The sequence below is a fragment of the Kitasatospora sp. NPDC057965 genome (genome assembly GCF_042887135.1).
In the GTDB taxonomy this organism is placed as follows: Bacteria; Actinomycetota; Actinomycetes; order Streptomycetales; family Streptomycetaceae; genus Kitasatospora.
In genome coordinates, this window is the sequence record NZ_JBHVPZ010000033.1 from 43,020 (window position 1) to 63,115 (window position 20,096).

General features: G+C 73.9%; 21 protein-coding genes and 1 tRNA gene. 9 read left to right on the forward strand and 13 right to left on the reverse strand.

All coding sequences use genetic code 11. The features are described from left to right. Positions 1-20: 20 nt before the first annotated feature. From ACFVVU_RS32345 to ACFVVU_RS32355, 3 genes are all read right to left on the reverse strand, one after another. The gene (locus tag ACFVVU_RS32345; protein ID WP_380683146.1) at positions 21-764 is read right to left on the reverse strand and encodes an NUDIX hydrolase; all 744 of its coding nucleotides are present in this window, start codon (positions 762-764) and stop codon (positions 21-23) included. Further along, complete coding sequence (nth, locus tag ACFVVU_RS32350; protein WP_387793709.1) at positions 761-1,636, reverse strand: endonuclease III; 876 nt, start codon at positions 1,634-1,636, stop codon at positions 761-763. Before nth ends, ACFVVU_RS32345 begins: the two co-directional genes overlap by 4 nt. Before the next feature lie 155 nt (positions 1,637-1,791). After that, positions 1,792-2,742 (reverse strand): beta-ketoacyl-ACP synthase III, encoded by a 951-nt coding sequence (locus tag ACFVVU_RS32355; protein ID WP_387793711.1) that lies wholly within the window; start codon positions 2,740-2,742, stop codon positions 1,792-1,794. A 103-nt stretch (positions 2,743-2,845) separates the two neighbouring features. Between ACFVVU_RS32355 and ACFVVU_RS32360 the strand changes: the two genes are divergently transcribed. Both ACFVVU_RS32360 and ACFVVU_RS32365 read left to right on the forward strand, forming a co-directional pair. Continuing rightward, entirely contained in the window at positions 2,846-3,514 is a 669-nt protein-coding gene (locus ACFVVU_RS32360) for a TetR/AcrR family transcriptional regulator (RefSeq protein WP_387793713.1), read from the forward strand. A gap of 352 nt (positions 3,515-3,866) precedes the next feature. Then, complete coding sequence (locus ACFVVU_RS32365) at positions 3,867-4,541, forward strand: Crp/Fnr family transcriptional regulator (protein WP_030288117.1); 675 nt, start codon at positions 3,867-3,869, stop codon at positions 4,539-4,541. 184 nt (positions 4,542-4,725) lie between these two features. Here the strand turns inward: ACFVVU_RS32365 and ACFVVU_RS32370 are convergent, their stop codons facing one another. The 5 genes from ACFVVU_RS32370 to ACFVVU_RS32390 all read right to left on the reverse strand — a co-directional run bounded on the left by ACFVVU_RS32370 (position 4,726) and on the right by ACFVVU_RS32390 (position 7,510). Beyond that, positions 4,726-5,553: an MBL fold metallo-hydrolase gene (locus tag ACFVVU_RS32370; protein WP_387793715.1), complete on the reverse strand. Its 828-nt coding sequence runs from the start codon at positions 5,551-5,553 to the stop codon at positions 4,726-4,728. After that, entirely contained in the window at positions 5,550-5,726 is a 177-nt protein-coding gene (locus ACFVVU_RS32375; RefSeq protein WP_380683151.1) for a hypothetical protein, read from the reverse strand. Before ACFVVU_RS32375 ends, ACFVVU_RS32370 begins: the two co-directional genes overlap by 4 nt. A 135-nt stretch (positions 5,727-5,861) precedes the next feature. Beyond that, a complete protein-coding gene (locus ACFVVU_RS32380) occupies positions 5,862-6,749 on the reverse strand; it encodes an NUDIX hydrolase (protein ID WP_387793717.1) in 888 nt (295 codons plus the stop codon). A gap of 135 nt (positions 6,750-6,884) precedes the next feature. After that, a complete protein-coding gene (locus ACFVVU_RS32385; protein ID WP_380683153.1) occupies positions 6,885-7,355 on the reverse strand; it encodes a RidA family protein in 471 nt (156 codons plus the stop codon). Next, the gene (locus tag ACFVVU_RS32390; protein WP_158845411.1) at positions 7,352-7,510 is read right to left on the reverse strand and encodes a DUF4177 domain-containing protein; all 159 of its coding nucleotides are present in this window, start codon (positions 7,508-7,510) and stop codon (positions 7,352-7,354) included. Before ACFVVU_RS32390 ends, ACFVVU_RS32385 begins: the two co-directional genes overlap by 4 nt. A 200-nt stretch (positions 7,511-7,710) precedes the next feature. Between ACFVVU_RS32390 and ACFVVU_RS32395 the strand changes: the two genes are divergently transcribed. Together ACFVVU_RS32395 and ACFVVU_RS32400 are read left to right on the forward strand one after the other, a co-directional pair. Continuing rightward, entirely contained in the window at positions 7,711-8,793 is a 1,083-nt protein-coding gene (locus ACFVVU_RS32395; RefSeq protein WP_387793719.1) for an ArsA-related P-loop ATPase, read from the forward strand. A 14-nt stretch (positions 8,794-8,807) separates the two neighbouring features. Continuing rightward, positions 8,808-10,016: an ArsA family ATPase gene (locus ACFVVU_RS32400; RefSeq protein WP_387793747.1), complete on the forward strand. Its 1,209-nt coding sequence runs from the start codon at positions 8,808-8,810 to the stop codon at positions 10,014-10,016. 82 nt (positions 10,017-10,098) lie between these two features. Here ACFVVU_RS32400 and ACFVVU_RS32405 read toward each other — a convergent pair whose 3' ends face one another. Further along, on the reverse strand, positions 10,099-10,422 hold the full coding sequence (locus ACFVVU_RS32405) for a WhiB family transcriptional regulator (RefSeq protein ID WP_344338874.1): 324 nt from the start codon (positions 10,420-10,422) through the stop codon (positions 10,099-10,101). A gap of 423 nt (positions 10,423-10,845) precedes the next feature. On the opposite strand from ACFVVU_RS32405, the gene ACFVVU_RS32410 reads away from it, so the two are divergent. Beyond that, positions 10,846-13,200 (forward strand): transglycosylase domain-containing protein, encoded by a 2,355-nt coding sequence (locus tag ACFVVU_RS32410; protein WP_387793721.1) that lies wholly within the window; start codon positions 10,846-10,848, stop codon positions 13,198-13,200. A gap of 113 nt (positions 13,201-13,313) precedes the next feature. On the opposite strand, the gene ACFVVU_RS32415 is transcribed toward ACFVVU_RS32410, so the two are convergent. Continuing rightward, positions 13,314-13,769 (reverse strand): GatB/YqeY domain-containing protein, encoded by a 456-nt coding sequence (locus ACFVVU_RS32415; RefSeq protein ID WP_380688118.1) that lies wholly within the window; start codon positions 13,767-13,769, stop codon positions 13,314-13,316. Between the two features lie 113 nt (positions 13,770-13,882). Here ACFVVU_RS32415 and ACFVVU_RS32420 point away from each other — a divergent pair, with 113 nt between their 5' ends. From ACFVVU_RS32420 to ACFVVU_RS32430, 3 genes are all read left to right on the forward strand, one after another. Beyond that, positions 13,883-14,497, forward strand: a complete 615-nt coding sequence (locus ACFVVU_RS32420; RefSeq protein ID WP_387793723.1) for a CGNR zinc finger domain-containing protein — start codon at positions 13,883-13,885, stop codon at positions 14,495-14,497. Positions 14,498-14,579: 82 nt separating this feature from the next. After that, positions 14,580-15,524, forward strand: coding sequence for a metallophosphoesterase (locus tag ACFVVU_RS32425; RefSeq protein ID WP_380688122.1), 945 nt, complete (start codon positions 14,580-14,582; stop codon positions 15,522-15,524). Between the two features lie 112 nt (positions 15,525-15,636). Beyond that, positions 15,637-15,710: transfer RNA gene (locus ACFVVU_RS32430), tRNA-Pro, on the forward strand. A 113-nt stretch (positions 15,711-15,823) separates the two neighbouring features. Here the strand turns inward: ACFVVU_RS32430 and ACFVVU_RS32435 are convergent. Then, complete coding sequence (locus tag ACFVVU_RS32435; RefSeq protein ID WP_387793724.1) at positions 15,824-17,272, reverse strand: amidase family protein; 1,449 nt, start codon at positions 17,270-17,272, stop codon at positions 15,824-15,826. A gap of 107 nt (positions 17,273-17,379) precedes the next feature. Between ACFVVU_RS32435 and ACFVVU_RS32440 the strand changes: the two genes are divergently transcribed. Continuing rightward, a complete protein-coding gene (locus tag ACFVVU_RS32440) occupies positions 17,380-17,961 on the forward strand; it encodes a TetR/AcrR family transcriptional regulator (RefSeq protein ID WP_387793725.1) in 582 nt (193 codons plus the stop codon). A 7-nt stretch (positions 17,962-17,968) separates the two neighbouring features. Here ACFVVU_RS32440 and ACFVVU_RS32445 read toward each other — a convergent pair whose 3' ends face one another. Together ACFVVU_RS32445 and ACFVVU_RS32450 are read right to left on the reverse strand one after the other, a co-directional pair. Next, positions 17,969-18,859: a LysR family transcriptional regulator gene (locus tag ACFVVU_RS32445; RefSeq protein WP_387793726.1), complete on the reverse strand. Its 891-nt coding sequence runs from the start codon at positions 18,857-18,859 to the stop codon at positions 17,969-17,971. A gap of 154 nt (positions 18,860-19,013) precedes the next feature. Next, on the reverse strand, positions 19,014-20,093 hold the full coding sequence (locus tag ACFVVU_RS32450; RefSeq protein ID WP_387793727.1) for an AfsA-related hotdog domain-containing protein: 1,080 nt from the start codon (positions 20,091-20,093) through the stop codon (positions 19,014-19,016). Positions 20,094-20,096 lie beyond the last annotated feature (3 nt).

Here is a 20,096-nt window from a genome sequence, read left to right on the forward strand (position 1 = left end):
CCCGCCCGCCGCCCTGTGGTTCACGGTGTCCCGGGGTCGCGGCCGAGCGCCGCGCGGGACCGTTCCAGATCGCCCTGCACCAGCGCCAGCGCCTCGTCCGAGAGGTCGACGATCCGGCCCGCGTCCCACGGCCGCTCCAGCCCGCCGTGGTGCAGCACCCGGTCGATCACCCCGGCGGTGAAGCCCCAGACCAGCCGTCCGCCGACCGCGAAGGCCGGCCCCAGGTGGCCGGACGGGTGCCGCAGCCGGGCCCGGTTGGCCGGGTCGGTCAGCTCGGCGATCGGCACCCGGAAGACCGCGCCGGTCTCCCCCAGGTCCACCGGGCGGACCGGCGACTCCTCGCGCCACCAGCCGAGCACCGGCGTCACCACGAACCGGCTGACCGGGATGTAGAGCGCGGGCAGCGTCGCGAAGACCTGCACGCCGTCCGGGTCCAGGCCGGTCTCCTCCCAGGCCTCGCGCAGCGCCGCCGCCACCGGCCCGGACCCCGCCGGGTCACCGTCCTCCGGGTCGAGCGCGCCGCCCGGGAAGGACGGCTGGCCGGCGTGCGAGCGCAGCGAGCGGGCCCGTTCGATGAGCAGCAGGTCCGGCCCGGCCACCCCCTCGCCGAAGAGCATCAGCACGGCGGCGGCCCGGCCGCCCTCGGACGGCGGCAGGAAGCTGCTCAGCTGCTCGGGCAGCACCCGCTCCGCGGCCTCCCGGACCGGCTCCAGCCAGGCCGGCAGCCCGTCCCGTTCGACCTGCGGCGCTCTGCGCCCGCTCACTCGGACACCGCCAGGTCGGCGACCTCACCGTGGTGCGCGGCGGCGTCCGCGCGGGCGCCGGCCTCGCCCGGGAAGTCGGCGGGCGGGCGCAGCCGCTGGCCCGGGTGGCCGCCCAGCTCGTACTTCAGCAGCTTCGTCGCCTTCTCCGGATCGGTCTCGCCCTCCCCGTAGGCGGGGCAGAGCGGTGCGATCGGGCAGGCTCCGCAGGCCGGCTTCCGGGAGTGGCAGACGCGCCGGCCGTGGAAGACCACCCGGTGCGAGAGCATCGTCCACTCGGACTTCGGGAAGATCTCCGCGACCGCCGCCTCGACCTTGACCGGGTCGTCCTCGGTGGTCCACCCGAACCGGCGGGCCAGCCGCCCGAAGTGGGTGTCCACGGTGATTCCAGGGACTCCGAAAGCGTTGCCGAGGACGACGTTGGCGGTCTTGCGGCCGACGCCGGGCAGGGTGACCAGGTCGGCCAGCCGGCCCGGGACCTCCCCGTCGAACTCGTCGCGCAGCGCGATCGACAGGCCGATCAGCGACTTCGCCTTGTTCCGGAAGAAGCCGGTGGGCCGGATGATCTCCTCCAGCTCCGCCGGGTTCGCCGCCGCCATGTCCTCCGGCGCCGGGTACTTCGCGAACAGCGCCGGCGTGGTCTGGTTCACCCGGAGGTCGGTGGTCTGCGCCGACAGCACGGTGGCCACCAGCAGCTGGAAGGGGTTCTCGAAGTCCAGCTCCGGGTGCGCGTACGGGTACAGCTCCGCCAGCTCCCGGTTGATCCTCCGGGCCCGCCGCACCATCGCCAGCCGTGATTCGGGCTTGCCCACCCTGACCGTCTTCCCGACCGGCTTCCCCGCAGACGCGGTCGTCCGGACCTTGCTCTCTGCCATGCGTGAAGGCTACGCCGGACGGCCGCGCTCCTGCGGCGGATCGGCTGGGCCCGCGCCCCCTCCGCCCGCTGCGCGCCGGGTCGGCACGGGTCGGCACCCCGTCGACGGCAGGTGACCGCCCGGAGGCAGCTGACGGCTCGGGGGCAGGCGGCGGCTCAGGGGCAGCGGACGACCTGGCCGGCCCAGGAGAGGCCGCCGCCGAAGCCGAGCAGCAGGGCGGGGGCCCCGGTGGGCACCTCGCCGCGCTCGACGAGCTTGGCGAGGGCGAGCGGGACGGAAGCGGCCGAGGTGTTGCCGGACTCGACGACGTCGCGGGCCACCACCGCACCGCCGGCGCCGAGCCGGTCGGCCAGTGCCTCGATGATCCGCAGGTTGGCCTGGTGGGTGACGACCGCGCCCAGGTCGGCGGGGGTCAGACCGGCCCGGCGGCAGGCCTCCTCGGCGATCGGGGCCAGCGTGGTGGTCGCCCAGCGGTAGACGGTCTGGCCCTCCTGGCGGAACCGCGGCTGCCAGCCGTCGTCCAGCCGGACGGCGTGACCCTTCGTCGGGTCGGAGCCCCAGACCACCGGCCCCACGCCCGGGCGGCCGGCGGTCGCGGTGTCCGGGCCGAGGATCGCGGCGCCCGCGCCGTCGCCGAGCAGGACGCAGGTGGAGCGGTCCGTCCAGTCGGTGACATCGCTCATCCGCTCCGCGCCGACGACCAGCGCGTACCGGGCGGCGCCGGCCCGGACGGCGTGGTCGGCGGTGGCCAGCGCGGTGCAGAAGCCGGCGCAGCCGTTGTTGACGTCGAAGCCGACGGCCGCCGGGATGCCCAGCCGGCCGGCGACCTGGGTGCCGATGCTCGGGCAGCGGTCCATCGCGGTGCAGGTCGCGACCACCACCAGGTCGATCTCCTCGGGGGCCAGTCCGGCGGCGGCCAGCGCCTTGCCGGCGGCGGAGGCGGCGAGGTCGGTGACGGTCTCGTTCTCGGCGATGCGGCGGGTCACGATGCCGGTGCGCTGCCGGATCCACTCGTCACTGGTGTCGACCAGCCGGGCCAGGTCGTGGTTGGTCAGGACCTTCGCGGGCTGGTGGTGGCCCAGCGCGATGATGCGGGAACCCGGCATGGCTGCTCCTCGGGAAACGGATCGGTGATGGGGCGTCATCACGCCGGACTATAGCGTCCGAACGGTCGGACTCTAAAGGGCCGGCGCTCGCTACACTGGCGCGGTGAGCCCCAGAAGATCCGCCGCCGACACCCGCCGGACCCGCGCCTCGATCCTGGCCCGCGGCCTGGACCTCGCCTCGGTCGAGGGACTGGAGGGACTGACCATCGGCAGGCTCGCCACCGACCTGTCGATGAGCAAGTCCGGCGTCCTGGGCCACTTCGGCACCAAGGAGAGCCTGCAGTTGGCCGTCGTCGACGAGGCGGTCGCGCTGTTCGCCCGCGAGGTGGTGCGGCGCTCGGAGACGGCCGGGGCCGCGCCGGGTCTGCCGCTGCTGCTCGCCCAGTGCGAGGCCTGGGTGTCCTACCTGGAGCGCGATCTGCTGCCCGGCGGCTGCTTCTTCACCACGGTGACCGCCGAGTTCGACGACCGGGAGCCCGGGCCGGTCCGCTCGGCGGTGGCGGCGCGCAACGCGATCTGGCAGCGGAGGGTGCGCCGCCAGGTCGAGCTGGCGGTCACCGCCGGACAGCTTCCCGCCGACACGGAGCCCGAGCAGACCGTCTTCGAGCTGACCGGCCAGGTGCTCGCGCTCAACCACGCCCGCCGGCTGTACGGCGACCGCGGCGCCGCCGACCGCGCCCGGCGGGCGATGCGGCGACTGCTCGGGCTGCCGGCCCCGGGCGCGGGGCAGCCGACGGCGCTCGCCGACCTGCCCGAGCCGCCGCAGATCTGAGGCGCCCGCTCGCACGCCCCACCCGCGCGCCTGTCCACGCGCCCCCGGGCCCGGACCGGCCCGGCCTGACCGAGCCCGACCCGGCCTGACCTGGCCTGACCCGGCTGGATCGGTCCTGCTCCGGAACTTGACCGATCAGGACTGAACCGCGGCGCCCCACTGACCGGCTGACCTGCCGGTTCGGGCGGTCAGCGGGAAGGTTCCGGCGGTACGAATGGCCCCGCGCAGCTCACCTCGGCGCACCCCCTCCTCATATGATCGGAGCGACATGCGCCATGCTTGGTGATGCAGAGCACTGTACGAACTTGTGCCGGAGGGCTTGACGGCCGGCCGGCCGAGAAGGAGGAAGCACGTGGACGACGTTCTGCGGCGCGCCGCACTCTTCGCGGCACTCGACGACGAACAGGCCGGCGAGCTGCGCGCTTCCATGACCGAGGTGACGCTCGCCCGCGGCGAGTCGCTGTTCCACGAGGGCGACCCGGGCGACCGGCTGTACGTCGTCGCCGAGGGCAAGGTCAAGCTGCACCGCGCCTCGCCGGACGGCCGCGAGAACATGCTCGCCGTCCTCGGCCCCAGCGAGATGATCGGCGAGCTCTCGCTGTTCGACCCGGGCCCGCGCACCGCCACCGCGAGCGCGCTGACCGAGGTCAAGCTGCTCGGCCTCGGCCACGGCGACCTCCAGCCCTGGCTGCACGCCCGCCCCGAGGTCTCGATCGCACTGCTGCGCGCCATCGCCCGCCGCCTGCGCCGGACCAACGACGTGATGTCCGACCTGGTCTTCTCCGACGTGCCCGGGCGCGTCGCCAAGGCCCTGCTGGACCTCTCCCGCCGCTTCGGCGTGCAGTCCGAGGAGGGCATCCACGTCGCCCACGACCTCACCCAGGAGGAGCTGGCCCAGCTGGTCGGCGCCTCCCGCGAGACGGTCAACAAGGCGCTCGCCGACTTCGCCGGCCGCGGCTGGCTGAAGCTGGAGGCCCGCGCGGTCGTCCTGCTGGACGTCGAGCGGCTCTCCCGCCGGTCCCGGTGACCGCGGGCCGCTAGGGCCTGCACCGCTTGCGGAAAGGGCCCGTACGCTCCGGCGTGCGGGCCCTTCGCACTGCCTGCGCGGCCTCATGCCTTCTCGGGCTACCTCATGCCTTCTCGGGCTGTCTCGGGCTACCTCATGCCTTCTCGGGCTGTCTCGGGCTGCCTCGGGCTTGCCCGCGCGGCCGTCAGTCGGGGATCAGCCCGTGCTCCCGGAGGTACTGGAGCTGGGCGCGGACCGAGAGTTCGGCGGCCGGCCACAGCGCGCGGTCCACGTCCGCGTAGACCCGGGCCACCACCTCGGCGGCCGTTCGGCAGCCGGTCTCCACCGCCGTCTCCACCTGGGCCAGCCGGCCCGCCCGGTGCGCCAGGTAGTAGTCCACCGCGCCGAGCGCGTCCGCGAGCACCGGGCCGTGGCCGGGCAGCACCGTCCGGACACCGTGCTCGGCGGCCATGGTGTGCAGGTGGCGCAGCGAGTCCAGGTAGTCGCCGAGCCGGCCGTCCGGGTGCGCGACCATCGTGGTGCCACGGCCGAGCACGGTGTCACCGGTGAGCACGGCGCCGTCGGCGGGCAGGTGGAAGGTCAGCGAGTCCGAGGTGTGGCCGGGCGTGCCGACCACCCGGAGGTCGAGCCCACCGACGTCCAGACGCTGGCCGTGCGTGAGGCCCTCGGAGCCGAGCCGGTGCGCCGGGTCCAGTGCGCGGACCTCGGTGCCGGTCAGCTCGGCGAACCGGGCCGCGCCCTCGGAGTGGTCGGCGTGCCCGTGGGTCAGCAGGGTGAGCGCCACCCGCTGGCCCCGCTGCTCGGCGGTCTCGATCACCCGGCGCAGGTGGCCCTCGTGCAGCGGGCCCGGGTCGATCACCACCGCGAGGTCCGAGCCGGGCTCGGAGAGCAGCCAGGTGTTGGTGCCGTCCAGCGTCATCGGGGACGGGTTCGGCGCCAGCACGCAGAGCGCACGGGGGGTGGCCTCGCCGCCGATCGCGGCGGCGGGGTCACCGGGCAGGAGTCCGCTCACCGGCCGCCCTCGCCGTCGCGATGCAGCAGGCGCAGCGGCAGCGTCCGGACGAGGGCGCGCTGGGCGACTTCGGTGAACGGGGCCGGGCCGCTGTCACAGGCCGGGGTGCGCGGGGTCAGGCTGCGGGCGGGCATCTCGGGTGCCGTCCGGCGAGCCACGTCGTTGTGGGTCATCGGGCGTCGGTCCTTTCCTCTTGCGGGGACTCGGGTGGATCGGATGGATCGGGTGGATCGGGTGGATCGGGTGGAAGGGGAATCGGGCGCAACGGGCGGTGCCGGAAGCGGACAGTACTGGACGGCGGCGCGCCGTCAGCCGACCCGCTTCCCGGGGAACTCGGGGAAGGTCCCGTCGATGGTCAGTTCGTCGTACCCCGGCCAACGGACGGTCAGCCGCTCCCCGCGCACCTCGGCGCGGCCGAGCACCGGCTCCAGCGAACGGCCGGCCGCCACCGCCAGCGCCTCGGCGGCGCTGTGCACCGGCCGCAGTTCACGCAGCACGGTGACGGTCGGCGGCAGCATGCCGAACCGGCCCTCCTGGTAGCCGCGGACGGCCTCGTCCGGGGTGAGCCAGGCGACCCGGTCGGCCTCGCCGACCTCGCGGGCGGCGTCCTGCCCGGGTGGCAGGGCGGCGACGAAGAACCAGGTGTCGTAGCGGCGCTCCTCGAACGCCGGGGTGATCCAGCGCGCCCAGCCGGCCAGCAGGTCGCTGCGCAGCAGCAGGCCGTGGTCGCGCAGGAAGTCGGCGAAGGAGAGCTCGTGGGCCTCCAGGGCGGCGCGCTCGGCGCTCCAGTCACGGGACTCGGCGACGCTCTCGGCGTCCGGGCCGGCCAGCAGGACGCCGGCCTCCTCGAAGGTCTCGCGGACCGCGGCGCAGACCACCGCCTGCGCGGTCGCGGCGTCCACTCCGAGCCGCTCGGCCCAGGCGCGCGGTCCGGGGCCGGCCCAGCCGAGCTCCGCCTCGGCGTCCCGCCGGTCCACCCCGCCGCCGGGGTAGGCGTACATGCCGGCGGCGAACGCCATCGAGGTGCGGCGGCGCAGCAGGTAGGCCTCGGGGCCGCCGCCCGCGGCGGTGTCCCTGAGCAGCACCACGGTGGCGGACGGCTTCGGCACGGGCGGGGTCAGCGCACCCGCGTCGGCCGCCCGGATCCGGGCGGGCCAGCCGGGCGGCATCGGGAGCGTCGTTGCTCGCTGGTCCATGCCCGGATGCTAAGCGCCCGGGGGCGGGGTTGGACAGGGGTGATCCGCTGTCCGACCCCGCCCGGGGAGGGTCCTCCGGTCCGGGTGCGTCCCGGGTGAGTCCCGAGTGGGTCCCGACTGGGTCCCGGGTGCGGCTCAGGCTCCGGTGCGGACCCGGACCTGCAGCTCGACCTCGACGGGGGCGTCCAGCGGCAGCACGGTGACGCCGACCGCGCTGCGGGCGTGCACGCCGGCCTCGCCGAGGACCTTTCCGAGCAGCTCGCTGGTGCCGTTGATCACACCGGGCTGGCCGGTGAAGTCGGGGGCGGAGGCGACGAAGCCGACCACCTTGACGACCTGCTCGACCAGGTCGAGGTCGCCGATCACCGACTTGACGGCGGCCAGCGCGTTCAGCGCGCAGATCTGCGCGAGCTCCTTGGCCTCCTCCGGGGTGACCTCGGCGCCGACCTTGCCGGTGTTCGGCAGCTTGCCGCCCACCATCGGCAGCTGGCCGGAGGTGAAGACGAACTCACCGGTGCGCACGGCGGGGACGTAGGCGGCGACCGGGGCGGCCACCGGCGGCAGGGTCAGACCCAGCTCGGCAAGCTTCTCCTCGACCTTGCTCATGCCCGCTTCTCCCGCTTGAAGTAGGCCACCAGCTGCTCCGGGTTCGGACCCGGTACGACCTGGACGAGCTCCCAGCCGTCCTCGCCGAAGTTGTCCAGGATCTGCTTCGTGGCGTGCACGAGCAGGGGTGCCGTCATGTATTCCCACTTGGTCATGGCCAGACTCTAGACGCTCCGTCCCGGCGGACCGGCACGGTTCGCGCCCGGGCGTGCTCCGGCGTGTGAAGTGGCCCACAAAGCGGGCATGATTCAGGCCCGGCCCCCGGGGTAGTCCCGGCATCCGGTGCGGTCCCTGGTTACCCTCGCGGAAGGGCACCCGTGTGGTGCCGGCCCTCGGAGACGGACGGAGACGGAGCGTGGCACGCACCCCCGGCCAGGCGGCCCGGCGCGATCCCGACTGGGAGGGCGTGCGGTTGCACGTGGTCAGCGGCAAGGGCGGTACCGGGAAGACCACGGTGGCCGCGGCGCTGGCACTGGCGCTCGCCGCGCAGGGCCGCCGGACGCTGCTGATCGAGGTGGAGGGCCGGCAGGGCATCGCCGAGCTGTTCGGCATAGCGGCGCTGCCGTACGAGGAGCGCAGGATCGCCTCGGTCACCCCGGCCCAGCTGGGCCTGCCGCCGGCGCAGGACGGCAGCGCGGCCGGCGGCGAGGTGCACGCGCTCGCCATCGACACCGAACAGGCCCTGCTCGAGTACCTCGACATGTTCTACAAGCTCGGCCGGGCCGGGAAGGCGTTGCAGAAGGTCGGCTTCGTCGACTTCGCCACCACCATCGCCCCCGGCGTCCGGGACGTCCTGCTGACCGGCAAGGCCTGCGAGGCCGCCCGCCGCAAGGGCCCGGACGGCCGGCGCCGGTACGACGCGGTGGTGATGGACGCGCCGCCGACCGGGCGGATCACCCGCTTCCTGAACGTCAACTCCGAGGTGGCCGGGCTGGCCCGGATCGGGCCGATCCACAGCCAGGCACAGGCCGTGATGCGGGTGCTGAAGTCGCCGGAGACCGCCGTTCACCTGGTCACCCTGCTGGAGGAGATGCCGGTCCAGGAGACCGTGGACGGCATCGCCGAGCTGCACGAGTCCGGGCTGCCGGTGGGCGGGGTGCTGGTCAACATGGTCCGCCCGCCGGTGCTGGACGCGGCGGCGGTGGCCGCGGTGGACGGCGACCACCGCGAGGAGGTCGCGCTGGCCCTCGGCGAGGCGGGCCTCGGCGGCCGCTCGCGCAAGCCGGAGACCGTCCGGGCGGCGGTCGAGCCGCTGCTCGACCCACTGCTGGAGCAGGCCAGGGAGCACGCCGAGCGGGTGGAGCTGGAGCGGGCGCGCCGCGCCGACCTGCAGCAGCTGAAGCTCCCGACGTACGAGCTACCGCTGCTGGGCGAGGGCGTGGACCTCGGCGGGCTCTACCGGCTGGCGGGCGAACTGAAGCGTCAGGGGGCAGCGTGAGCGGGCGGAACGGCGTGAGCGGCGACGGTACGGGCAGCAGCGGCGGTACGAGCAGCGGCAACCGGCTCGCGGTGGACGGGCTGATCGACGACCCGAAGACCCGGATCATCGTCTGCTGCGGGTCCGGCGGCGTCGGCAAGACCACCACCGCGGCGGCGATCGGCCTGCGGGCCGCCGAGCGCGGCCGCAAGGTCGTCGTGCTGACCATCGACCCGGCCCGCCGGCTGGCGCAGTCGATGGGGCTGACCGAGCTCGACAACACTCCGCGGATCGTCAAGGGCGTCGGCGGCAACGGCGGCGGCGGCAACGGCGGCGGCGAGCTGCAGGCCATGATGCTCGACATGAAGCGGACCTTCGACGAGGTCGTGCTGGCCCACGCCGAGCCCGAGCGGGCCCGCGCGATCATGGAGAACCCCTTCTACCAGTCCCTGTCGGCCGGCTTCGCGGGCACCCAGGAGTACATGGCGATGGAGAAGCTCGGCCAGCTGCGGGCGGCCGAGGAGTGGGACCTCATCGTCGTCGACACCCCGCCGTCGCGCTCCGCGCTGGACTTCCTGGACGCGCCGAACCGGCTCGGCTCGTTCCTGGACGGCAAGGTGATCCGGATCCTGACCGCACCGGCCAAGGTCGGCGGCCGGTCCGCGATGAAGTTCCTGAACGCCGGGATGGGCCTGCTCACCGGCACCCTCGGCAAGATCTTCGGTGCCCAGCTGCTGACCGACGTGCAGACCTTCGTCAGCGCGATGGACTCGATGTTCGGCGGCTTCCGCGAGCGCGCCGACCGCACGTACCAGCTGCTCCAGGCGCCGGGCACGGCGTTCCTGGTGGTGGCCGCGCCGGAGCGGGACGCGCTGCGCGAGGCGGCGTACTTCGTGGACCGGCTGGCCGCCGACCGGATGCCGCTGGCCGGGCTGGTGCTCAACCGGGTGCACGGGACGGGCGCGCCGCAGCTCACCGCCGAACGGGCGCTGGCCGCGGCGGAGGCGCTGGAGGAGAACGGTTCGGAGCACGCCTCGCCGGAGGCGGAAGTGCTCGCGGCCGGGCTGCTGCGGCTGCACGCCGAGCGGATGCAGGTGATGGTGCGCGAGCGCCGGACCCGCGACCGCTTCGTCTCGGTCTACCCGGACGTGCCGATCGTCGAGGTCGCGGCGCTGCCCGGGGACGTCCACGACCTGGACGGACTGCGGGCGATCGGCGAACGGCTCAGCGGCTCAGCCGACTGACCACCGTCCGCGCCGCGGTCCGGCCCGGGCCCCCCAGCCCGGGCTGACCGACCGTTCCTCCGGGGGCCAGGCGCCCGGGTGCTCAGCCCGCCTGGGCGTAGTCCGTCAGTATCACGCCGGTGGCCAGCGAGGCCTCGTACTCGGTGCGCGCCGTCTCCAGCAGCCGCCGCCACGAGATCACGGTCGGCCGACGGCGCAGCAGCGCCCGGCGCTCGCGCTCGGTCATCCCGCCCCAGACCCCGAACTCCACCCGGTTGTCCAGCGCGTCCGCCAGGCACTCCGTGCGCACGGGGCACCCGCTGCACACCGCCTTGGCGCGGTTCTGCGCCGCCCCCTGGACGAACAGTTCGTCCGGATCACTCGTGCGGCAGGCGGCCTGCGCACTCCAGTCGTCTACCCAGCCCATGCCGGCGCCGTCCTCTCCCGAATCGAGGCTCCCCCACGGCGGCAACGGCATATTCACCGTTGCCAGTTGAGGACGTTACGGAAGAACGACAGCTTGCAACAGCCCCTTCGGGCTCAATCTCGAATGACCCGATTGGACTATGGGTGGCGATCAGCTCACTCGTTGGAGTGACCGCAGGTCGCAAGCCTTGCCAGGACCACGGGCGCCACTCTCGCCACGCAGGTCGTCACGCAGTGCTACCGGACACAGGGGTGCAGCGGGCAACAGCTGCCCCAAAAGCACACCAGGATCGGGCAATTCGGGCAATTCTCATCACTCACAAGAGTGATCGATGCTGACGCAGCGAAGCTGTCGCAAGCTTGTGACAAGCCTAGGCGAACACCTGCCCCGGTGTGTGGCATTCGGCAACGTAGGGTTCTCCCCATGGCACCGAAGCGCCCCCAGGCATCCCCGCCCCCCGGCAACCCCGGAGCTCCGCGCGGCAAGCGCCGCGGGTCACCGCTGGACTACGCGGGACACGGAGTGAAGTTCCTGGGGGTCAGCGTGCTCTCCGGCGTCCTGCTCGCCGGCATGGCCCTGCCCGCCGTCGGCGCGCTCGGACTGACCGCCAAGAACACGGCCGAGGGCTTCTCCAACATCTCGGACGACTTCAAGACCCCGCCGCTCACCCAGGCGACGCAGATCTTCGACGCCAAGGGCGGGCTGATCGCCAAGGTCTACGAGCGCGACCGCACCGTCCTCACCGCCGACCAGATGTCGCCGTACATGCGGCAGGCCCAGGTCGACATCGAGGACGCCCGCTTCTACGAGCACGGCGCCGTCGACCTCAAGGGCGTGCTGCGCGCGATCAGCAAGAACGCGGAGAGCGGCACCGCCTCCCAGGGCGCCTCGACGCTGACCCAGCAGTACGTGAAGAACGTCAACGTCGAGAAGGCCGGCGACGACCAGGCCGCCGTCCTGGAGGCCCAGCGCAAGACCCTGGGCCGCAAGATCCAGGAGCTGAAGGTCGCGATCAAGCTGGAGGAGGACCTGACCAAGGACCAGATCCTCACCAACTACCTCAACATCACCTTCTACGGCCACCAGGCGTACGGCATCGAGGCCGCGTCCCAGCGCTACTTCAGCAAGTCCAACAAGGACCTCAGCATCGCCGAGGCCGCCACCCTGGCCGGCCTGGTGCAGAACCCGTCCCAGTACGACCCGGTGCGCTTCCCCGACAACGCCGTCAAGCGGCGCAACGTCGTGATCGACAAGATGGTCGAGAACAAGCACATCACCGCGGACCAGGCCAAGGAGGCCAAGGCCGCCCCGCTGGGCCTGAAGTACAAGGACCCGCAGAACGGCTGCATCACCGCCCAGGCGGGCATGGGCTTCTTCTGCGACTACGTGCGGCACGTGGTCAAGCAGGACCCGGTGTTCGGCAAGAACGCCGCCGAGCGCAAGAAGTTCTGGGACCAGGGCGGCCTGAACATCTACACCACCCTCGACCCGGACAAGCAGGCCGCCGCCCAGAACGCGGTCACCAGCAAGGTCAAGGTCACCGACCCGGTCTCGGCCGCCACCACCATGATGGAGCCGGGGACCGGCAAGATCCTGGCGATGGCCCAGACCCGCCCGTACGGCCTGGAGCCGGCCAAGAACCAGACCGTCGTCAACCTGAACGTCGACGCGGCGATGGGCGGCGGCAACGGCTTCCAGCCCGGCTCGACGTTCAAGCCGATCATCGCCGCGGCCGCGCTCGAGAACGGGATGTCGCCCACCAAGGCGTACCCGTCCGAGAACCGCATCGAGTGGCCGACGATGAAGACCTGCGAAGGCACCTGGAAGAACACCTACAAGGGCAACGAGCGGTACGTCCCGAACGAGAGCAAGAGCGAGGTCGGCCCCTACGAGCTGAAGCAGGCGATGGCCCTCTCGGTCAACACCTACTTCGTTCAGATGGAGCAGGAGATGGGCCTCTGCCCCGTCAAGCAGATGCTCGACAAGCTCAACATCACCACCACCGCCTCCGGCGCCAAGCTGGAGATCGTGCCCTCGATCACCCTGGGCACCAAGGAGATGTCGCCGCTGACCATGGCGAACGTCTACGCGACCTTCGCCGCCCGCGGCAAGCACTGCACGCCGATCGCGATCAACAAGATCACCACGGTCGACGGCAAGGACGTCAACGTCCCGCAGACCAGCTGCACCCAGGCCTTCTCCGAGCAGACCGCCGACGCGATGAACAGCGTCCTGCTCAACGTGACCGAGAAGGGCACCGGCGCCTCCCTCGGCCTGGAGGACGGCCGGCAGATCGCCGGCAAGACCGGTACCACCGACAAGAAGAAGGCCGCCTGGTTCAGCGGCTACACCCCGCAGCTGGCCACCGCGGTCTGGATCGGCGGCCCGACCGGCGGCGTCGAGATGAAGAACATGAAGATCGGCGACACCTACTACGGCGCCGACGGCGTCTTCGGTGCCACCGGTCCCGGCCCGATCTGGAAGATGGCCATGGACGGCGCGCTGAAGGGCTCGCCCAAGGAGTCGCTGCCGACCATCGACATCCCGGACCCGGCCCCCAAGCCGGACCCGAACGCCACCCCGGGCGCCACCGCCCCGGCCAACCCGGCCGACCCGAACGCCGGCGGCAACCCGCCGCCGGCCGCGAACCCGGGCGACCCCGGCACCAACGCGGGCGGCATGATCGGCGGCGGCTTCACCTTCCCGCCGGGCGTCATCGGCGGCGGGAACGGCAATGGCAACGGAAACGGGAACGGGAACGGCAACGGCCACCGCTGAGCGGGCACCCGTTGGACGACGAGGGGCGCCCCCCGCGCGAAGGGGGCGGGGGGGGGGCCAACTGAGGTTCGGAGGGCTTCGTCGTCCTGCGGCGTGCCTGCGGCGTGCCGTGCTCAGCCGGCGAGGGCGGCCTTCACCGCGGCGGCCACCCGGCCGCCCTCGGCCAGGCCCTCGACCTTCGGCCGCACCAGCTTCATCACGGCGCCCATGCCCTGCGGCCCGCTCGCCCCGCTCTCCGCGACGGCGGCGGCCACGATCGCCGACAGCTCCTCGTCGGACAGCTGCTTGGGCAGGTAGCCGGCCAGCACCTCGCCCTCGGCCCGCTCCCGGGCGGCCTGCTCGGTCCGGCCGGCGTTGTCGAAGGCCGTGGCGGCCTCCCGGCGCTTCTTCGCCTCCCGGCCGAGGACCTTCAGCACCTCGTCGTCGGAGAGCTCGCGCTTCTCCTCGCCCGCCACCTCCTCGCTGGTGACGGCGGACAGCGTGAGCCGGATGGTGGACGAGCGCAGCTCGTCCCGGTTCCTGATGGCAGCCGTGAGGTCCTCCTGCAGCTGCGCCTTGAGCGTCGTCATGGCCCCGAGTCTCCCACCTGCGGCGTTCCGCCGCCCACCATTAACCCGCCGATCCCGCCGCCCACCGATCCCGCCGTGCCCGGCCACCCCCTGCCGCTCTTTAAAGTGGTTACATGACCGACGAGCGATCCCCCGGCCTGGTCCTGCACTCCCCCGGCGGAACGCGGTTCCACTTCGACCCCGGCACGCTCTGCCTGGAACTGCTGCCCACCGGCGGCCCCGGCCCCTACGCCCGGTACGAGATCCTGCACCGGCCCGCCGACCTGGCCGACTGGGCCGGCCGGTCCCGGCTGGTCCTGCCGCCCGGCGCCGTCCGGATCACCAACGACCAGCTCACCGCCGTCCGCGCCCTGCGGGACGCCCTCTGGCAGCTCACCGCGGCCCGCGCCACCCACGGCCCGGACGCCGGGGACCCCGCCGACTACGCCCTGCTCAACCGGGCCGCCGCCCGGCCCCCGCTCGCCCCGCAGATCGCTCCGGACGGCACCGCGGCGCCGCCGCTGCCCGGCGACGGCGACCAGCTCGCCTCCACCGTCGCCCGCGACGCCATCGCCCTGTTCACCGGCCCGTACGCGGAGCGGATCCGCGAGTGCGGCGCCGCCGACTGCCGGCTGCTCTTCGTCGACACCTCGCGGCCCGGACGGCGGCGCTGGTGCTCGATGGAGCGCTGCGGCAACCGCCACAAGGTGCGGGCCCTGCGCGCCCGGCGCGACCAGGACGGGGAATGACCCGGCGGCCGCCGCCCGATCCGTTCCGCCCTGTGCGCACCGGCAGTTCACCTGCTGATCCGCCGTCTGAGAGCATGGAACGATGCGACCGCTGTACTCCGTTCCCCTCGGAATCGCCGCCACCGGCGCCGCCTGCCTCGCCTACTCCGTTGGGTACGAGGTCCGTTCCTTCCGCCTCCGCCGGGTCGAGGTCCCGGTCCTCCCCCGAGGCGCCCGACCCATCCGGGTACTGCAGGTCTCCGACATCCACATGGTGAGCAACCAGGGCCGGAAGCAGCGCTGGCTGCAGAGCCTCGCCGGCCTGCGCCCCGACCTGGTGGTCAACACCGGCGACAACCTCTCCGACCCGCTCGGCGTCCCGGCCGTCCTGGACGCGCTCGGGCCGCTGATGGAGTTCCCCGGCGTCTACGTCTTCGGGTCCAACGACTACTACGGCCCCGCCCGCAAGAACCCGGCCCGCTACCTCCAGGCCATGCGCAGCGGCGTCCACGGCATGAACAACCCCGACGGCACCGCCGCGCGCGGCATCAGCGGCGCCGTGCACAACCCGTGGGAGAAGCTGCGCGACGCCTTCGACGCGGCCGGCTGGCTCGACCTCACCAACACCCGGGGCCGCCTCACCGTCGCCGGCCTCGACCTGGAGTTCACCGGCCTGGACGACCCGCACATCCGGCGCGACCGCTACAGCGAGGTCACCGGCGGCCCCTCCGCCGACGCCGACCTCTCCCTCGCCGTCGTGCACGCGCCCTACCTGCGCGTCCTCGACGCCTTCACCGCCGACCGCTACCCGCTGATCCTCGCCGGCCACACCCACGGGGGCCAGCTCTGCGTCCCCTTCTACGGCGCCCTGGTCACCAACTGCGACCTCGACGCCAAGCGGGTCAAGGGCCTCTCCACCCACCAGGCCGGCGGCAGCCGCTCCTACCTCCACGTCTCGGCCGGCTGCGGCACCAACCGCTACACCCCCGTCCGCTTCGCCTGCCCGCCCGAGGCCACCCTCCTCACCCTCACCCCGACCCCCCGCTGACCCCCGCCGACCCCCTCCACCCCGCTCGCCGAGATACCGGATTTCGTCTCTCGGCGAGCGTCCGGTAGAGTTCTACTCGTCGCGAAGGAGACGGAGCGACAAACAGAAAGACCGGGGTGTGGCGCAGCTTGGTAGCGCGCTTCGTTCGGGACGAAGAGGCCGTGGGTTCAAATCCCGCCACCCCGACCCAATGCAGAGGCTCTGCCGGAGAAATCCGGCAGAGCCTCTGTCGTTTTGCGTGTGCGGCCGGGTGACCGGGCCTCAGGGGCCCGGCCATCGGCGGGGCGTGGTGGCGCGGGTCACACGGGGAGGGTTCGTTCGGGGCGGGGGGTGATGGGGGTGAGTGGGGGGAGGTGGGATTCGAGGGTGTGGGCGGCGTGGAGGGCGAGGTCCTCGCGGTAGGGGCGGGTGATGAGCTGGACGGCGGTGGGGTGGCCGAGGGTCAGGCCGGTGGGGACGGTGACGGCGGGGACGCCGGCGAGGCTGGTGGCGGTGCAGAGGCCCATGGCGGTGGCGACGCGGTCGCGGGAGGCGGGGTCGCGGGATTCGAGGCCGGGGGCGGGGATGGGGTCGGTGTAGACGGGGGCGAGGAGGAGGGGGAAGTCGGCGAGGAACTCGGCCCAGGCGCGGCGGATGGTGAGCCAGGTGCCCATCAGGGTCATGAACTCGGCGGAGGTGGCCGGTGGGGTGCGCTCCATGACGGGTGCGAGGTAGCGGTCGCCGCCGGGGCCGAGGAGGGGGCGGACGGCCGGCCAGGTGGGGGCGAACTCGGTGATGGTGAGCAGGTCGTAGGCGGCGAGGGTCTCGTCGAGGCGGGGGACGTCGGGGACCTCCTGGACGTCGTAGCCGGCGTCGGCGAGGACGGCGGCGGCGGTGGCGACGGCGGCGCGGGCGGTGGGGTGGACGCCGTGGCCACCGGGGTCGGCGACCACCGCGACCTTGACGGGGGCGGGCAGCGGTTCGCCGTCCAGGGGGGCGGGGACGGCCCGCGGGTCGCGCGGGTCGGTGCCGGCGAGGAGTTCGAAGGCGAGCCGGAGGTCGGCGACGCCGCGGGCGAACGGACCGTCGACGACCAGGAACTGGGAGGCCGGGCCGGGGTCGGCGGGGCCGAGGATGCGGTGGTCGGCGGGGAACCGGCCGTAGCTCGGCTTGAGGCCGGCCACGCCGCAGAAGGCGGCCGGGACGCGGATGGAGCCGCCCGAGTCGTTGCCGAGGCCGAGGGCGGCCATGCCGGTGGCGACGGCGACCGCGTCGCCGCCGCTGGTGCCACCCGGGGTGACGGCCGGGTCCCAGGGGTTGACGGTGTCGCCGAAGAGTTCACTGCGGCTGTGCATCCCGGACAGGACCAGGGTGGGGAGGTTGCTGTGGCCGATCGGGATCGCGCCGGCGGCGCGGAGGCGGGCGACCGGGGGCGCGTCGGCGTCGGCGACCAGGTCGCGGAAGCGCGGGACGCCGAAGGTGGTCGGGACGCCCTCGATCGCGGTGGTCTCCTTCACCGTGAACGGCACGCCGGCCAGCGGGCCGAGCGGTTCGCCGGCGCCGCGTCGGCGGTCGGTGTCGGCCGCCTGGGCGCGGGCCCGGTCGGCGAGCAGCTGGGTGATCGCGTTGACCTGGGGGTTCACCTCGGCGATCCGGTCGAGGTGGGCGTCGATGAGCTCGCCGGCGGAGATCTCGCCAGTGCGGACGGCGCGGGCCTGGGCGGAGGCGGTGAGGGACCAGGGGAACTGGGAGGGATCGGTGTCGGACATGGCGGCGCTCCTGGGGAGAGGGCGTATCGATGCAAGTGCATCGGAAGCGTAGTGTGTGAACCGATACGAACGCATCGGATTAAGTCGGACGAAGTGGGGAGCACGGCGTGCCCAGGCAGGTGGATCTGGCGGAGCGGCGGCGGGTGATCGCCGAGGCGGTCTGCCGGCTCGCCGACGAGAGCGGTCTGGAGGGCGTCACGCTGCGGGACGTCGCCGAGCGGGCGGGGCTCTCGATGGGGGCCGTCCAGCGGTGCTTCCGCACCAAGGAGGAGATGCTGGTCCACGCGCTCCGGTACGTCGGCGGGCGGATCGAGCGACGGGTGCGGGAGCGGCTGGGCGCCGGCCCGGCGCAGTCCTCGGCCAGCGCGGTCGGCCACGCGGCGGAGGAGCTGGCGCTGCTGCGGGCGGAGCACCGCAGCGAGGCGCGGGTCTGGCTGGCGTTCCTGGCGCAGGCGGCGGTGAGCGAGGCGCTGGCCGGGCCGCTGCGGGCGGGGTACGCGGCGTCGGAGGAGCTGTTCCTCGGACTGCTCGCCGAGGCGGGGGTCGCGCGGGAGGTGCGGGAGGTCGAGGTCCGGGCCCTGCTGGCGCTGGTGGACGGGCTGACCGCGCACGTCCTGGTCGGACGGCTGACGGAGGACCGGGCCGCCGAGGTGCTGCACGCGCACCTGGAGCGGCTCTGGCGGGGCTGAACGGCGGTCAGCGCGCGATGGCGGCAGCGGCGTGGAAGACGTCGCGGACCGCCGGGGCGGCCTCGCGGCCGGCACGCCGGACCAGGCGGAGGCGGAGCGCGAGGACGGGGGCGGGGACGGGGGCGCCGGGGACGGCGGGGACGGCGGGGGCGAGCCGGCGCAGGGTGCCGGCGGCCAGCTGCTCGTGGACGGCGGACTCGGGCAGCAGGGCCATGCCGAGACCGCGCTCGGCGCAGGCCCGGGTGGCGGCGACGTCGCCGGTGCGCAGGCGTTCCACCTCGGGGCCGAGGAGCCGGTCGCCGGCGAGCCGGAAGGAGCAGTCCGGCGTGTTCACCAGCAGGGGCCGACCCGACTCGGGGGACCCGGGTGCGGCGACCAGGGCGAGGGGGACGTCCTCCAGGTCGAGGTGGGCCAGCGGGACCGGCGGCGGGACGAAGCCGAGTTCGCCGAGCGGGCCGGCGGTGTCCAGCAGCAGCGCGGCGTCCAGGGCGCCCGCCGCGACACCGTGCAGCAGGCCGTCCCGGTCCGCGTCGGTGTGCAGGGCGACGTCCAGCTCCGGATGGTGCCCGCCGAGCCGGGCGAGCACCCGGGGCGCGTGGGTGGCGGCGACCGCCTCCAGGATGCCGAGCCGCAGGACCGTACGGGCGGCGGTGACCTCGCGGCGGGCCTGGTCGGCCTGGTCCAGCAGCCGGCGGGCCCAGGGCAGCAGCCGGCGCCCGGCCGGGGTCGGCGTCAGCACGCGCGGCGAGCGTTCGAACAGGGCGGTGCCGAGCGAGCGTTCCAGGGTGCGGAGTTGCTCGGCGACGGAGGACGGCGCGAGGCCGAGGGCCGCGGCGGCGTCGGCGACGGTGCGGTGGGCGACGACCGCCTCGAAGGTGCGGAGCTGTCTGAGTTCCATGCGCGGTCCGGCCCCCTGGTGTCCTGCGCGGGGGTCCAGGGTACGGCGGCCGGGTGGACCGAGGGGGAAGGGCCGGGGGAAGGCCGAGGAGGCGGGGAGGGCCCGGGCCCGCCGGCGGGGAGTACCGGCGGGCCCGGGCCGCGCTGACCTGCGGTCAGCCCGTGGTGAGCGGAGCCACCGTGACGATGATCGAGCAGGACGGATCGCCGGCGCCCTGCTGCAGGACCACCCCGACGCGGTCCCGGCGGGCGGGGTCGCGCGGCAGCTGGGTCACCTCGACCAGGCAGGGCTCGTCCAGCTCGACGTAGCGGCTGAAGTCGCACTCCATGGCGACGGCCATCACCGGCGCCTGGTGGTGCAGCGCCTGCGCGGCCTGTCGGGCGGCGTCCAGCAGCAGCGAGCCGGGCACGTGGTCGACCGGGTGGTCGAAGTGCACCGGGTGGTGGGTGTCGACCCGCAGCTGCCAGCGCCGGGCCCGGTCGGTGGCGGAGAGCGCCACCTCCTGCGGCACGGCGCGGCCGGCCCGGGCGACCGGGATCGGCGCGGGCAGCGGGACGGCGCGGGCCATCATCTCGGCGGGGTCGCCCTTGTCGGCGCGCAGCCGCCGGTAGATCGCCGGGGTCTGGACGGTGAAGCGGGTCTGCGCGGTGGCGATCGGCTCGCCGTCGCGGCTGACCACGTAGGCGAGCGTCAGCGCGGCCACCCGGTTGCCGCGGCGGACCACGTCCTGGCAGACGGCGTCGATCTGCACCTCGTCGTGGGCGTCGCCGGCGCGCCGGACGCGGGCGGTGCCGCTGTCGGCGGCGCCGCGCTGGCGCGGGACCGTGTCGTTCGCACCGGCCCACAGGCCGCCCGGGATGAGCGCGTAGCCGAAGTGGTCCCAGATCAGCTGGTGGCCGACCGGGACGCCGAAGGCCACGTGCGAGAGCAGCGGGAAGGTCTGACGGACCGTCTCCACCAGGAGCATCGGGTCGTGGTAGCCGTTGCGGACGCCGTAGGCGCGGTGGTCGCGCGGCCACCGCGCGGTGATCCGGTAGGAGTCCTCGGACAGCTGCTCCCAGCCGGTCAGCAGGACCTCCTCGGCGGCCCGCTTGTGCACGTACTCCTGGGGCACGGTGGTCGGCGCGACGACCGTGTCCTCGGTGCGGCCGTCGGCCGGTACGGCGGCCGGCTCGCCGGTCATGGCTTCGTCGAGCGAGGTGGAGACGGTGGTGCTGTGGTCTGTGCGAAACATGGA

Bases quoted from the DNA above. Each gene is read 5' to 3' on its own strand.
- ACFVVU_RS32410 (WP_387793721.1), top strand. From the start codon at position 10,846: ATGGCACCGAAGCGCCCCCAGGCATCCCCGCCCCCCGGCAACCCCGGA.
- nth (WP_387793709.1), bottom strand. From the start codon at position 1,636: ATGGCAGAGAGCAAGGTCCGGACGACCGCGTCTGCGGGGAAGCCGGTC.
- ACFVVU_RS32405 (WP_344338874.1), bottom strand. From the start codon at position 10,422: ATGGGCTGGGTAGACGACTGGAGTGCGCAGGCCGCCTGCCGCACGAGT.
- ACFVVU_RS32385 (WP_380683153.1), bottom strand. From the start codon at position 7,355: ATGAGCAAGGTCGAGGAGAAGCTTGCCGAGCTGGGTCTGACCCTGCCG.
- ACFVVU_RS32435 (WP_387793724.1), bottom strand. From the start codon at position 17,272: ATGTCCGACACCGATCCCTCCCAGTTCCCCTGGTCCCTCACCGCCTCC.
- ACFVVU_RS32380 (WP_387793717.1), bottom strand. From the start codon at position 6,749: ATGGACCAGCGAGCAACGACGCTCCCGATGCCGCCCGGCTGGCCCGCC.
- ACFVVU_RS32415 (WP_380688118.1), bottom strand. From the start codon at position 13,769: ATGACGACGCTCAAGGCGCAGCTGCAGGAGGACCTCACGGCTGCCATC.
- ACFVVU_RS32390 (WP_158845411.1), bottom strand. From the start codon at position 7,510: ATGACCAAGTGGGAATACATGACGGCACCCCTGCTCGTGCACGCCACG.
- ACFVVU_RS32450 (WP_387793727.1), bottom strand. From the start codon at position 20,093: ATGTTTCGCACAGACCACAGCACCACCGTCTCCACCTCGCTCGACGAA.
- ACFVVU_RS32445 (WP_387793726.1), bottom strand. From the start codon at position 18,859: ATGGAACTCAGACAGCTCCGCACCTTCGAGGCGGTCGTCGCCCACCGC.
- ACFVVU_RS32425 (WP_380688122.1), top strand. From the start codon at position 14,580: ATGCGACCGCTGTACTCCGTTCCCCTCGGAATCGCCGCCACCGGCGCC.
- ACFVVU_RS32355 (WP_387793711.1), bottom strand. From the start codon at position 2,742: ATGCCGGGTTCCCGCATCATCGCGCTGGGCCACCACCAGCCCGCGAAG.
- ACFVVU_RS32375 (WP_380683151.1), bottom strand. From the start codon at position 5,726: ATGACCCACAACGACGTGGCTCGCCGGACGGCACCCGAGATGCCCGCC.
- ACFVVU_RS32420 (WP_387793723.1), top strand. From the start codon at position 13,883: ATGACCGACGAGCGATCCCCCGGCCTGGTCCTGCACTCCCCCGGCGGA.